Genomic DNA, 12,921 nt, shown 5'->3' with positions numbered 1-12,921 from the left:
TTGAAGCACATCCACGCCGGCAAGGTGCGCGATCTGTACGAGGACGGCGATTCGCTGATCCTGGTCGCCTCCGATCGCGTGTCGGTGTACGACGTGGTGCTGCCCACCCCGATCCCGGGCAAGGGCGCCATGCTCACCCAGCTGTCGAACTGGTGGTTCGAGTTCTTCGGCGACGTGCCCAACCACATCCTGTCCACCACCGACGTGCCCGCGGAGTTCGCCGGGCGCGGGGTGCGGGTCAAGCCGCTGAAGATGCTGAAGGTCGAATGCGTCGCGCGCGGCTACCTGACCGGCGGCGGACTGGCCGAGTACAACCGGACCGGCACCGTCTCGGGCATCGCGCTGCCGCCCGGCCTGCGTGACGGCGACAAGCTGCCCGAGCCGATCTTCACCCCGTCCACCAAGGCCGACGTCGGGCACGACGAGCCCATCTCCTTCGCCGACGTGGTGAACCAGGAGGGCCGGGAGCTGGCCGAGCGGCTGCGCGATCTGACCCTGGATATCTACACGCGCGGCGCGGATCACGCCGCCGAGCGCGGCGTGATCATCGCCGACACGAAGATCGAACTCGGTTGGGACGGTGACGTTCTCACCCTCGGTGACGAGGTCCTCACCTCGGACTCCTCGCGTTTCTGGCCCGCCGACGACTACGAGCCGGGCCGCCCCCAGGCCTCGTTCGACAAGCAGTTCGTCCGCGACTGGTCGACCTCCACCGGCTGGAACAAGGAGTACCCGGGCCCGGAGATTCCGGCCGACGTCGTCGAGGTCACCCGCCAGAAGTACGCGCAGGCCTACGAACTGATCACCGGGACGGCCTGGAAGCCGCTCGACTGATCGCGATCGGCCGTCAGGCCGGGACGCGATCGGCCGCGAGGAACTCCTCGACGAAACCCGCGGCGGCGGACTCGAACTCGCGGAAGTGCGCGGCCTTCGCGTCGCCCGCGATGGCGTCGCCGATCGACAGGTTGCCCTCGGCGTCCAGGCGCTGCGGGCGCTCCTCGGCGTCGGGGAGCAGGCCGACGCGGGAGTCGGAAAAGCCGCAGTAGTAGGCGATTCCGGTGCTGAGCTGGGCGTCCAAGGCCTCGGTCATGGCGGGGATGATGTTGTCGTCGGAGGTGGCCCCGGCCAGGGCGAGCCACAGGATCCGCTTGCCCGCCAGGCGCGGCTTGCTGCGGCCGTAGGCGAATCCGTAGTTCCAGACCCGGTCGATCCAGCCCTTGAGCAGGGCGGGCGGGCCCATCCAGTAGACGGGGAAGGCGACGACGACGATGTCTGCGGCCAGGATGCGGCGCATCTGCGCCTCGGTCTCCGCGGAGTAGACCTTCTCGCGATTGCCCCAGTCGGGTTGATCGGCGGTGATCATGCGCGGGTCGTAGCCCTCGGCGGTCAGGTCCAGCAGATCGACCGCGTACCCCTGCGATTCCAGTTGCCGCACAGTGCGATTGCCGATGTGCGCGGTCAGCGAATCCGGGCGGTGGTGGGACACCACGACGAGGGCGGTGCGACGGGTGTTCGGGGCGTCGGTGTTCGACACGATTGTCTCCTCGGGGCTCTGCGATCTCGTGATGGTCGCCGTGTCTGCGATGTGCTCCGGCGACGCATTCAGTACATCCCGTCCGGCGTGGACGATCCATGGGTGAGAAGCTCGCATCGATAGGAATTCGTCTACGCTGAGTTCGTGGATCCCCTGAGTTCGCTGTTGAGCGGTATTCGAGCCGAAGGGTCGGTCGTCACCCACGCGGTGCTGCGGGCGCCCTGGACCATTCGCTTCCCGGACCGCGCGCCGCTGACCATGATCAGCGTCTTCCGCGGCGGCGGGACGATCCTGCTCGAGGACGGCTCACGCACCCCCGTCACCGCCGGTGACACCGCCGTCGTGCGCGGCGCGGAGCTGTTCTACCTCGCCGATCAACCCGACTGCGACGGTACCCCGCACACCGAGTACGAGATCGCGTGCTTCGGCCCGGCCGCCGATCCGGCTGGCTGCGGGGCCGAGGAACTGAGCGGAATCCGCTGGGGCGCTGGGCCGGCCGAGGCCACCGCGCTGATCGTCGGCGCCTATCGCACCTCGAGCCGCAGGCACGAACGACTGCTGCGCGCGCTGCCGCCGGTGCTGGTGGTCGGCGAGGAAACCGCGGTCTGCCCATGGCTGGAGGTGGCCGCCGTCGAAGCCGCTCAGAAGAGCGCGGGATCGCAGGCGCTGATGGACCGGCTGCTGGACTGGGCGCTGGTGTGCGCCCTGCGGCTCTGGTTCGACAACGCGGGCGAGACCGCACCCGGCTGGTTCCGCGGCCTGTCCGACCCGGTGGTGGCCCCGGCGCTGGAAGCCGTGCACACCCGCCCGGGCGACACCTGGACCGTGGCCCGCCTGGCCGCCGAATCCGGGGTGTCCCGAGCGCTTTTCGCGAAACGCTTCAGCGCGGTCATGGGCCGCCCGCCCCTGACCTACCTCACCGAGTTCCGGATGGACGAGGCCGAGGAACTCCTGGCCGAGTCCGACCTGACCGTCGCCCAGGTGGCCAAACGCGTGGGCTACGCGGACGCCTTCGGCTTCAGCGCCGCCTTCAAGCGCCACAAAGGGTTGAGCCCCACGGCATTTCGCGCGGCGGCCGCCTGAACGCCGCTCGCTCGCGCGGTGTGTGGTCGCTATCGCGTTGTGCCGGTGGCTATGTCAGCTCACGCAGATGCGCGGCGCGCAGGGTGAGGTAGTCACGTTCGGGAATGCTCGTGGTGCGGCGCGCGGCGGCGAGGTACGCGGCGATCGCGGCGTCGTGGTCACCGGCCATCTCGTACAGGTGACCGCGTACCGCGTCGAGGCGATGCGAACCCGCGAGCGACTGTTCCAGCGTGGCGGCCAGTTCCAGGCCCGCCTCGGGACCGTGCACCATGGCGTTGGCCACCGCGCGGTTCAGGGTCACCATCGGGCCGGGAGCCACGCGTTCGAGAGCGTTGTACAGCAGCAGGATTCGTTCCCAGTCGGTGTCCTGCGGGCGCAGCGCCTGCGCGTGCAGCACCGCGATGGCGGCCTGGATCCGATACGGCCCGAGCAGTCCGCCCGCGACCGAGGCCGAGGCCAGCCGCACCCCCTCGATGATCATGTTGCGATCCCACAGCCCCCGATCCTGCTCGGTCAGCGGAATGAGTTCGCCGTGCGGCCCCGTCCGCGCGGCGCGGCGCGCGTCGGTGAGCAGCAGCAGCGCCAGCAGTCCGGTCACCTCGTGATCCTCGGGAAGCAGCCGATGCAGCTCGCGCGCGAGCCGGATCGCCTCCACCGCGAGATCGTTGCGCCGCAACCGCGGACCCGCGGCCGAATGCCCCTCGGTGAAGATCAGGTACAGCACCCGCAGCACGGCCCCGAGCCGCTCCCGCCACGCGTCGGGGTACGCGCCGTCGGCCGTCACGGTGACGGATCCGGTTGCGCCGGAACCATTCCGGGCACTCGCCGTGCTCCCGGGCATCGCCGCCGCGGTAGACCCTCGCGCGGGCCGCGGTCCGGCGGCACCGTCGCCCGGCATGGCGAACGGGCGCTCCACCGCCGCCAGCCGTTTCTTCGCCCGCGAAATTCGCTGTGCCATGGTGCTTTCCGGCAGCAGGAACGCCCGCGCGATCTCCTCGGTGGTGAGCCCGCCGACCGCGCGCAGGGTGAGCGCGGTCGCGCTGGCGGGGGACAGCGCCGGATGACAGCACAGGAAGAACAGCGTGAGCGTGTCGTCCCGATCGGCCTCGGGCCCGGGGTCGGCGGTCGGCACATCGCCCAGCGCACTGGTGGTTTCGCGCGTGCGCCGCGCGGCCTCGGCCCGGATCGCGTCGACCAGCCGCCGCTGCCCGACCTGAATCAGCCAGCCCCGCGGATTGTCCGGAACCCCTTCCGCCGGCCACTGGGTGGCGGCCGCGAGCAGCGCCTCCTGCAGCGCGTCCTCGGCCGCGTCGAAATCCCCGTACCGGCGCGCGAGCACGCCGAGCACCTGCGGTGCGAGCGCCCGCAGGAGATCCTCGGTGGCACGGTCGAGCGCCGGGGTCACCCGCCGATTCTCCCGGGAACGTCGCCGGGGCGCACTCCGGGGCCGGGCGGGCCGAACCGGCCGATCGGCATCAAGGATCGGGCGGTCGCCGCCGACCCGCGGCGCCCGGCTCGGGATCCGGCCCGCGCGCCCGCCCGGTGAATCGTGTTGCCGGACCCGCGGATCGCGCGGCCGGGCGATGCGGGAGCGGTGTTCCGCGGTGGCGCGGGGTTCACGCGTCGATCACCGGCGCGCTCATGACGGCCCGCACCTCGATGTACTCGCCGATCGGCTTGCCGCCGGGCCCCGGTGCGGCCGACGCCCGGGCCGCGATCTCCACCGCGCGCTCCGGGCTCTCCACATCGACGATCCAGTAGCCCGCCAGGAATTCCTTGGTCTCGGCGAACGGCCCGTCGGTGACCATGGGCGCCGACCGCCCGTCCGAGCTCACGATGCGGGCCTCCTCCGGACCGGCCAGGCCCCGGGCGTCGACCAGTTCGCCGGATTTGGCCAGCTCCTCGCTGAGAACGCGCTGGAAGTCGATGTGCGCGGCGATCTCGTCCACGCTCCACTGCTCGAACGGGGTGTCGCAGTGTGCGGCGGTGCCGCCGTAGGTCTTGATCAGCATGTACTTCATGGTGTCCTCCGTGTTCGCCGGGCGCCGCGGTGGCGCTCGCACAGGTAGGTCGACGCCGGGAACGCGATCTCGACGTATCTCCCCGCGTGTCGCGAGCATGCCCCGCGAGCGCGGCCACCGCGAATCGGTCAGAGCGGTACGGCGGTGTCGGCCAGGCGTTCCGGGTCGGCGGGATCGCCGCTCAGGATCAATTCCTTGACGCGGTCGGTCACGTCCCACACGTTCACGTTCATGCCCGCGAGTACCCGATTGCCGGAATCGAGCCAGAACGCCACGAATTCGCGGGCATCGACATCACCGCGCACCACGACGCGGCTCTCCTGTGCGCGCGCGACGTACCCCGTGTACTCCATGCCGAGGTCGTACTGATCGGTGAAGAAGTACGGCAGCCGGTCGTAGACCGCGGGCCTGCCGAGCATGGTCGCGGCCGCCACCGCGGGCTGGTTGAGCGCATTGGCCCAGTGCTCCACGCGAATTCGCCGCCCGAGCACCGGATGCTGCTGATCGGCGATGTCGCCCACCGCCACGATGTCGGGATCGCTGGTGGCCAGGCTCTCGTCCACCAGGACGCCGCCCGCGGTCGCCAGCCCGGCGTCCACCGCGAGTTCGATGTTGGGCCGGGCGCCCACCGCCACCAGCACCGCGTCGGCCTCGACGACCGAATCGTCGCCGAGCCGCACCCCGGTCGCGCGCCCGCCTCGCGTGGTGATCTCCGCGACCCGCACATCGGTGCGCAGATCCACCCCGTGCGCCCGGTGCAGCGCGGCGAAGACCTCGCCCATGTCCGTACCGAGCACCGTGCGCAGGGGGGTGGACAGCGATTCCAGCACGGTGACCTCGAGTCCGGCCGCGCGCGCCGCCGCGGTGACCTCGAGCCCGATCCAGCCCGCGCCGATCACCACCAATCGCCGTGCGGCGCCGAACATCTCGAGCAGCGCCTCCGAGTCGGGCGCGGTGCGCAGGGTGTACACCCCGGCGGCGTCCGCGCCCGGCACCGGGAGCCGGCGCGGCCGCGAACCGGTGGCCAGCGCCAGTTTGTCGTACGGCAGCGTCGTGCCGTCCGGCAGCTCGATGGTCTTGGTGGCCCGGTCGATGCCGGTGACGGTGGTGCCGAGCAGCACCTCGACATGGTGATCGCGATACCACTGCGCGGGCTCGACCACCGTCTCCGCGGTCGTCTTCTTGCCCAGCAGGCAGTCCTTGGACAGCGGGGGCCGCTCGTACGGGAGCCGTTCCTCCCCGCAGACGAGGGTGACGCTGCCGTCGAAATCGTTGGCGCGCAAAGCCTGTGCGAGCTTGGCGGCGGCCAGTCCGCCGCCTGCGATGATGAACCCGGGTGCCGTGGTCATGGGGTGACCTCCCTGCGCCGCACATCCGCGGCTCGCCGACGACGAGGTTGACATCCGACCCTATCGCGCGGTGCGTACCGGCCGGAGGAAATATCGGCAAGATTGTGCGTTGTTACCCATCACGGACAGCCGTGCCGGCTGCGAAAACGCTCTGCGAAAGGGACTACCCAGTGAGTGACACCAAGAAGGACCGGGTCGATTTCTGGTTCGACCCGCTGTGCCCGTGGTGCTGGATCACCTCCCGCTGGATCCTCGAGGTCGAGCAGGTCCGCGACATCGACGTGAACTTCCACGTCATGAGCCTGGCCGTGCTCAACGAGGGCCGGGATCTGCCCGAGAACTACGCCGAGCTCATGAAGACCGCCTGGGGCCCGGTGCGGGTGGCCATCGCCGCCGCGCAGGCCCAGGGCGACAAGGTGCTGTCCGGTTTCTACACCGCGCTGGGCACCCGCATCCACGATCGCCGCGCCGACTACGAGACGCGGGAGAACTTCCTGTCGGTCATCGTCGACGAGGCGCTGGCCGAGGTGGGCCTGCCCGCCGAGCTAGCCGCGGCCGCCGAGAGCGGCGACTACGACGAGGCGCTGCGCGTCTCCCATCACGCCGGTATGGACAAGGTCGGCCCGGATGTCGGCACGCCCACCATCCACGTGAACGGGGTGGCGTTCTTCGGCCCGGTGCTCTCGCGCATTCCGCGCGGTGAGGTCGCGGGCACGGTGTGGGACGGCGTGGTCGCGCTGGCGTCCTACCCGCACTTCTTCGAGCTCAAGCGCACCCGGACCGAAGACCCCGTTTTCGACTGACCGCTCAGTTGCCGCGGCCCGGAGGGTAATTCGGCGGCTGCTCGCCGTATCCGGGCCGCGGGTACGGCGGGTACTCGCCGTAGGGCCGGGGCGGCTCGGTGAACCCGCCGGCCGGCTGCGGCGGTTCGGTGAAGCCGCCGCCGAGCGGCCGCGGGGGTTCGGTGAAGCCGCCGCCCAGCGGACGCGGGGTGTCGGGGAACCCGCCCCCGTACGGACCGGGCCGCGCACCGCCCGGGGGCGCGATCGGCGGATCCGGGCGCAGGAAGAGCTTCCCGTGCCTGCTGCGATCGCGCAGCGCCCACATGCGCCAGGTCAGCACGGGATGACTGGACAGCGCGTTCACGATCCAGACCCAGAAGCCCTTCTCCTGCGCGGCGCGATCGGCCATCTCGTCGAAGCCGGTGATGCTGTTGAGGTACTTGCCCGCCGCGAGCGTGCGCATGGCCCCCGAGGCGCCCTCGTGCCGGAAGCAGTAGCCGTAGTTGTCGGCCGTGTACTCCTGGGAACGGATCAGCGAGTTGCCCAGGAACGGCAGGAACGGCACCAGGAACATGCCGAACTGCCGCCAGTACGAGACGTGCCCGGCGGCGATGTGGCCGACCTCGTGGCCGATGATGAACGCCAGCGCGTCGGGATGCCGTGCCGCGCCGCCGACTTCGAACAGATCGCTGTAGACCGCCACGTAGCGGCGGAACCCGTGCCCGGAGGCGAAGGCGTTGATCTGCCCGTTGCCGAGCACGACGAACGCGTCGGGCGCCTTGGCCATACCGAGCCGCTCGGCGGCCTCCTGCACCAGGCGATAGCCCTCGGGGAACTGCGTCGGTGACATCTTCACGCCGTTGACCCGCATGGTCGCGTAGTTCATACCGCGGCCGATCCACAGGATGGCGGGCGCGAACACCAGGATCAGCACGTACTGGTTCCACTCGCCGAACACGAACATCAGCAGCGCGAAGATGTACGCGAACGCGGTGGCCAGCACCACGATCACCAGCAGCGGGATCTCCCAGCTGTGCCGCGCGGGCATGCCGAAAGGCGAGAGACCCCAGCGGCCGTCGTTCGGCGGCACGCGCGGCGGGGTGTACCCGGCCTGCGGCGCCCAGCCGGGCGGGCCGACGCGCGGATCCCAGCCGGCCATGCCGGTGGCGGGATTCCAGGCGGGGTGGGGGTGGGAACCCGTGGGCGGTGGCGCCGGGTACGAACCTGTCGGCGGGTACACCGGATGGGCGCCGGTCGGCGGGTGCACCGGATGGCTGCCGGTCGGCGGGTGCGCCGCGTGCCCGGCGCCCGGCGGAATCGGATGTCCCCCGGGTGGGGACTGCGCGGAACCGCCGGTGGCGGGCGGTGATTCGCGATGCACGACCGGCGGAGGCAGTTCGGGATACCGCTGACCGGGCGGGCGGGGCGGCTGCGGCGGATCGGCGGGCCGCTCCGGTTTGCCGATGTCGACGGGCCGCGGCGGCTCGGAGGCCGCGGGCCCGGAGTCGGCGGCGGACGCCGAGTGCTCGGCCCCGTCGGCCGGTCGCTCGGCGGTGTTCTCGGGTCCCCCCACGGAGCCCTCGGCAGGTGTCGGCCCCGGTGTTGCGTTCGGCGGCTGCGACTGATCGTCGGACGTCATGAGGTGAACTCTATTCAGTTGTCGCACACGCGCTACCGCCCGGCGGATTATGGCGCGCGCCGGGCGGTTTCGAACGGCTCGAATTCGGGGCCGGAATGGCGGCCCCGAACTTCTCGGCCGGCCTTGTGGTGCGCTATCGGGCGGGCTCGGGCCGCGGCGGCGACCATTGTGCGGCGGGCGGAACTGGGATGGACCGCGGCGGGGAAGGACGCAGGAAGAGTTTCCCGTGCCTGCTGCGATCGCGCAGCGCCCACATGCGCCAGGTGTGTACCGGGTGGCTGGCCTGCGCGTTGGTGAGCCAGACGAAGAAACCGGTTTCGGTGAACGCGCGATCGGCCATTTCATCGAAACCGACCAGAACATTCAGGTATTTGCCGCCGGCGAAGGTCGTCATGGTCGGCGCCGCGCCGGTGTAGCTGTAGGCGTATCCGTGATTGTCGGCGGTGTATTCCTGTGAGCGGCTCAACGCCGGGCCGAGGAAGGGAATGAATTGCATGAGAATGGTGCCGAGCTGGCGCCAGTAGGAGGTGTGCCCGGCGGCGATATGGCCGACCTCGTGACCGATGACGAACGCCAGGGCCTCGGGTTGCCTTGCGCGCCCGCCGATCTCGAACAGATCGCTGTACACCGCGACGTAGCGGCGGAATCCGTGCCCGGCCGCGAAGGCGTTGAGCTGACCGTTGCCCATGATCACGTAGGCGTCCGGCGGCTGCTTCATGCCGAAGCGCGCCGCGGCCTCGGCCACCATGCGGTACGCCTCGGGGAACTGCGTCGGTGACATCTTCACCCCGTACACCCGGGCCTGCGCCCACTGCGATCCGCGCACGAACCAGATCACGATCGGCGCGAACGCCAGCAGGCCCAGATACACGTTGTCGGTGCCCTTGACCACCGCGTACAGCGAGAACGGGTAGGCGAAGACGGTCAGCAGCACCACGATCACCAGCAGCGGGATCTCCCAGCTGTGCCGCGCGGGCCTGCCGAACGGCGACAGGTCGCGCACCCGCGGATCCTTCGGCAGCACCGGCGGAATGCGCTGCGGCCGGGTCTCGTCCTTCTCCGCCGGACCCCAGCCGGGCGGCCCGGTCTGCGGGTCCCACCCGCCGAGACCGGTCACCGGGTTCCACCCCGCGCGCTCGGCGGTGCGACTCGCGCCCGGCGCCAGGGGAGTGGACGTCGATGCGGGGGAATCGGTTTCGTGTTCGTCATAGCGCATGGCGCACCTTCGATTCGAGGGCCGGGTAAACGGGGCGCGGGCCCGCGGCCGGGGGTGCCGCGGGCTACGTGCGCACCCTGTTATTCGGGGTTTCGATCAGTCCGCGTTAATGGGTTCGGTCCCCCGGTGCGGCGGGTGTTCGCGGCCTGACAGAATTGCGGCCATGCGCGTATACCTGGGTGCCGATCACGCCGGCTTCGAACTGAAGAACATCGTCAAGGCTCACCTCGAGAAGCAGGGCCACGAGGTCACCGACTGCGGCGCTCTGGAATACGACGCCCTCGACGACTACCCGGCCTTCTGCATCGAGGCCGCCCGCCGCACCGTCGCCGACCCGGGCAGCCTGGGCCTGGTCTTCGGCGGATCGGGCAACGGCGAGCAGATCGCCGCCAACAAGGTCCCCGGCGCGCGCTGCGCCCTGGCCTGGAGCGTGGAGACCGCGCAGCTCGCGCGCCAGCACAACAACGCCCAGCTGATCGGCGTCGGCGGCCGCATGCACAGCACCGAGGACGCGCTGGCCATCGTCGACGCCTTCCTGACCGCCGAATGGTCCGACGAGGCCCGGCACCAGCGTCGCATCGACATCCTGGCCGACTACGAGAAGTCCGGCGTCGCGCCCGAGGTTCCGGCGTACTGATCCGCCGCACCCGGTAGCCGCCCACGCCGCCGCGAACTCGTCGTTCGCGGCGGCTCTGTCGTCCGGGGCGGTGCCCGGACGAGAGCACACACGCTGGAGAGGTCACATCGTGCCCGAGGGTCATACCCTGCATCGCCTGGCGAACCTGCACGACGAGCGCCTGGCCGGTGCGGTCGTGCGCGTCTCCAGCCCGCAGGGGCGGTTCGCCGCCGAGGCCGCGCGGCTGGACGGTCACGTCCTCGAGCGCGCGGACGCCTGGGGCAAACACCTGCTGCACCACTACGATTCGGGCCTGGTCGTGCACGTGCACCTGGGCCTGTACGGCAAGTTCTACGAGTCGGCCGTCCCGATGGGAGCGCCCGTCGGCGAGGTCCGCATGCGCATGTTCGGCGACGGCCGCGGCGGCGAACCGTACGGGATCGACCTGCGCGGCCCCAACACCTGCGAAATCCTGCTCGATCCCGAGGTGGACGCCCTCACCGCCCGCCTCGGCCCCGATCCGCTGCGCCCCGACGCCGACCCGGACCGCGCCTGGGCCCGCATCAGCCGCTCCGCCCGCCCGATCGGCTCGCTCCTGATGGATCAGAAGGTCCTGGCCGGGGTCGGAAACGTGTACCGCGCGGAAGTCCTTTTCCGGCACGACATCTCACCGCATCGCCCCGGAAAGTCGCTGTCCCGCACCGAATGGGACGCGCTGTGGTCGGATCTGGTCGACCTGATGCGGGTCGGGGTCCGCCGCGGGTTCATGCACGTCGTACGCCCCGAGCACGACACCGGTGCACCCTCGTACGCCCCCGACCGCCCGCGCACGTACGTGTACCGCCGCGCCGGCGAGCCCTGCCGCCTGTGCGGCAGCACGGTCCTGCATTCGGTGATGGAGGGCCGCAACCTGTTCTGGTGCCCCACCTGCCAGGCTCGGTGACCGGACCGCGGACCGACCGCCGGATCATCGATCCAACTCGGCCGGGTTTGTCTTCGATACACGTAGCCAGTCGGTAGCCGCTGCATCGGCCTCGGCCTGAGATCCAAGGGTGTCCCGCCGTGGACGGTGCGCGCCGAACACCGCATCGGCTTCCCTCGATCCGGAACCAGGCTGAGGTAGAAACGCTGAGGCTCGGATGTGCGCGCTCGATCGGTCCGAGCCCAGCGATTTCATTTGACGGCGGCGCGCGTGCCCGCCGCGTCCGGATCTCCGTCGGCGGTTACGAACCAGAGAATTTCTAGCTATCGTTGTAGAAAGAAAGTTTCTCGGAGTTCTGTGCTCGAGGAGTTGATGGAAATGATCACACGAAGGATTGCCGGTGCATTGGCCGCGACCGCGGTCGCGTTCTCACTCGGTGTCGCGGGAGCGGCGGTGGCGTCCGCGAGTACGCCGGAGGGCGAACCGGTCGGGTCGATCGCCATTTGTTTCACCATCCCGATGCCGGGATCCGTTGATCTGGCGTTGTGCCTCTGAACGCCGCGAATAGATTCCCATCCGGCCCGACCCCCTAGGGTCGGCCGTTGAATTCAGCTGTGTCGCGCCGACCTGCGTAGAGCCCCGACTGTCCCTGTGCCTACGCCTACCGGCGCGCCGGGCATCCCTGCCGCCACTGCGGCACCACGGTCCTGCACTCGGTCATGCACGGCCGAAACTTTTCCTGTGCCCCGCCTGCCAGTCGGACTGACTCATGCGACGCCGAGTCGCAGGCGACGCCGCCGGGTCCATCGAAGACCATCGGCGGCCGGTGCACTTCTTCCACTCCGCCCGTAACGGCAACGGACCCCGCGTCATTCGCGACGCGCGAGAGCGCCGAATTAAAACCAGGCTGATCTTTGCGTTCTACCTGCGCAGCTGTTTCCGGCGCGTTAAATTGGTCGCGCGTCCAGGTAATCTTCGGGCACTGTACCGGGGGTCGACTGGGTGACCCCGCCGCCCGAAACGACTGTTCCGCAGTGTGATTCGAGCGGTGGGTGCAGCGGTGGAGAGCCGGGTTGCCGCAGACCCCGCCTCGTCCGCCGACGGGATCACACGAGAGCAGTCATTCATGCGAAATTCCATTCTGGCCACCGGCTTCATCGGCATCGCACTTGTCCTGGGGGGTGGAACCGCAGCGGCCGCACCACTTTCCGTGGACGACGCGAGCGTGACCGCGGTCGACCCCGCCGAAACCGTCGAGTCCCCGGGTGCGGCACCGGGGACGGCCTGCCCGGAAGCCTTTCTGACCGGATCGGCCAAATCCGGTGCCACCGGCTCGGTTACCGGTTCCGCGACCGGGTTCCTCGGCGGATCCTCGGCCGGACCGCAGGCCGGCTCCGCCGCCGGCCTGAGCAACGGGATCCTGAACGGCCTGGCCGCGGGTTCCGGTGGCGGCCTGGCCAATTGCGCGCTGACCGAGCTCGGCAACACCGAGAACGAGGCCCTCACCGGCTCGACAGAAGGCCCCGGCAAGGGCTACCTGACCGGTTCGGCCGCCGGCTTCAACTCCGGCTCCCGCAACGGCCTGCCCAGCGGTCTCGGCATGAGCGTCCTGTCCGGCCTGTTCGGCGCTCTGACAAGCGGTTCCGCGAAGTAGGCCCCCGTCGGGGGGGCGCCCCCCAATAGGGGGTGGCGCCCCCCCCCCCGCAGACCCGGGCGGGGGCCGGGGCCAGTAACACCAAGGGGGCCCCGGGGGACCAGC

At 70.4% G+C, this 12,921-nt stretch carries 12 protein-coding genes and 1 pseudogene; 7 read left to right on the top strand and 6 right to left on the bottom strand.

Annotated features, from left to right (window positions below; all coding sequences use genetic code 11):
* Window positions 1-834: a phosphoribosylaminoimidazolesuccinocarboxamide synthase gene (locus ACWIGI_RS39895; protein ID WP_454208852.1), complete on the top strand. Its 834-nt coding sequence runs from the start codon at window positions 1-3 to the stop codon at window positions 832-834.
* A gap of 13 nt (window positions 835-847) precedes the next feature.
* On the opposite strand, the gene ACWIGI_RS39890 is transcribed toward ACWIGI_RS39895, so the two are convergent.
* On the bottom strand, window positions 848-1,534 hold the full coding sequence (locus ACWIGI_RS39890) for an NAD(P)H oxidoreductase (RefSeq protein ID WP_454208851.1): 687 nt from the start codon (window positions 1,532-1,534) through the stop codon (window positions 848-850).
* A 144-nt stretch (window positions 1,535-1,678) separates the two neighbouring features.
* Here ACWIGI_RS39890 and ACWIGI_RS39885 point away from each other — a divergent pair, with 144 nt between their 5' ends.
* A complete protein-coding gene (locus ACWIGI_RS39885) occupies window positions 1,679-2,617 on the top strand; it encodes an AraC family transcriptional regulator (protein ID WP_454208850.1) in 939 nt (312 codons plus the stop codon).
* Window positions 2,618-2,666: 49 nt separating this feature from the next.
* Here ACWIGI_RS39885 and ACWIGI_RS39880 read toward each other — a convergent pair whose 3' ends face one another.
* From ACWIGI_RS39880 to ACWIGI_RS39870, 3 genes are all read right to left on the bottom strand, one after another.
* Window positions 2,667-4,022 carry an RNA polymerase sigma factor gene (locus ACWIGI_RS39880; RefSeq protein WP_454208849.1) on the bottom strand — a complete coding sequence of 452 codons (1,356 nt, stop codon included), beginning with the start codon at window positions 4,020-4,022 and terminating at the stop codon, window positions 2,667-2,669.
* Window positions 4,023-4,233: 211 nt separating this feature from the next.
* The gene (locus tag ACWIGI_RS39875; protein ID WP_454208848.1) at window positions 4,234-4,638 is read right to left on the bottom strand and encodes a YciI family protein; all 405 of its coding nucleotides are present in this window, start codon (window positions 4,636-4,638) and stop codon (window positions 4,234-4,236) included.
* A 128-nt stretch (window positions 4,639-4,766) separates the two neighbouring features.
* Entirely contained in the window at window positions 4,767-5,987 is a 1,221-nt protein-coding gene (locus ACWIGI_RS39870) for an NAD(P)/FAD-dependent oxidoreductase (protein WP_454208847.1), read from the bottom strand.
* 170 nt (window positions 5,988-6,157) lie between these two features.
* Between ACWIGI_RS39870 and ACWIGI_RS39865 the strand changes: the two genes are divergently transcribed.
* Window positions 6,158-6,790 carry a DsbA family protein gene (locus tag ACWIGI_RS39865; RefSeq protein WP_454208845.1) on the top strand — a complete coding sequence of 211 codons (633 nt, stop codon included), beginning with the start codon at window positions 6,158-6,160 and terminating at the stop codon, window positions 6,788-6,790.
* A gap of 154 nt (window positions 6,791-6,944) precedes the next feature.
* Here the strand turns inward: ACWIGI_RS39865 and ACWIGI_RS39860 are convergent.
* Window positions 6,945-7,817: pseudogene (locus tag ACWIGI_RS39860) on the bottom strand (M48 family metallopeptidase); the annotation flags it as partial.
* Between the two features lie 724 nt (window positions 7,818-8,541).
* Window positions 8,542-9,624 (bottom strand): M48 family metallopeptidase, encoded by a 1,083-nt coding sequence (locus tag ACWIGI_RS39855; protein ID WP_454208844.1) that lies wholly within the window; start codon window positions 9,622-9,624, stop codon window positions 8,542-8,544.
* Window positions 9,625-9,787: 163 nt separating this feature from the next.
* On the opposite strand from ACWIGI_RS39855, the gene ACWIGI_RS39850 reads away from it, so the two are divergent.
* From ACWIGI_RS39850 to ACWIGI_RS39835, 4 genes are all read left to right on the top strand, one after another.
* Window positions 9,788-10,261, top strand: coding sequence for a ribose-5-phosphate isomerase (locus ACWIGI_RS39850; protein ID WP_454208842.1), 474 nt, complete (start codon window positions 9,788-9,790; stop codon window positions 10,259-10,261).
* 109 nt (window positions 10,262-10,370) lie between these two features.
* The gene (locus tag ACWIGI_RS39845; RefSeq protein WP_454208840.1) at window positions 10,371-11,183 is read left to right on the top strand and encodes an Fpg/Nei family DNA glycosylase; all 813 of its coding nucleotides are present in this window, start codon (window positions 10,371-10,373) and stop codon (window positions 11,181-11,183) included.
* 336 nt (window positions 11,184-11,519) lie between these two features.
* Entirely contained in the window at window positions 11,520-11,717 is a 198-nt protein-coding gene (locus ACWIGI_RS39840; RefSeq protein ID WP_454208838.1) for a hypothetical protein, read from the top strand.
* A 571-nt stretch (window positions 11,718-12,288) separates the two neighbouring features.
* Window positions 12,289-12,816 (top strand): hypothetical protein, encoded by a 528-nt coding sequence (locus tag ACWIGI_RS39835; RefSeq protein ID WP_454208836.1) that lies wholly within the window; start codon window positions 12,289-12,291, stop codon window positions 12,814-12,816.
* Window positions 12,817-12,921: the final 105 nt, after the last annotated feature.

This window comes from Nocardia sp. NPDC055321, assembly GCF_053645575.1.
This window is presented reverse-complemented; position numbering and strand designations above follow the sequence as displayed.

Coding starts and splice junctions, on each gene's coding strand:
- ACWIGI_RS39850 (WP_454208842.1), top strand. CDS start 9,788: ATGCGCGTATACCTGGGTGCCGATCACGCCGGCTTCGAACTGAAGAAC.
- ACWIGI_RS39835 (WP_454208836.1), top strand. CDS start 12,289: ATGCGAAATTCCATTCTGGCCACCGGCTTCATCGGCATCGCACTTGTC.
- ACWIGI_RS39870 (WP_454208847.1), bottom strand. CDS start 5,987: ATGACCACGGCACCCGGGTTCATCATCGCAGGCGGCGGACTGGCCGCC.
- ACWIGI_RS39875 (WP_454208848.1), bottom strand. CDS start 4,638: ATGAAGTACATGCTGATCAAGACCTACGGCGGCACCGCCGCACACTGC.
- ACWIGI_RS39855 (WP_454208844.1), bottom strand. CDS start 9,624: ATGCGCTATGACGAACACGAAACCGATTCCCCCGCATCGACGTCCACT.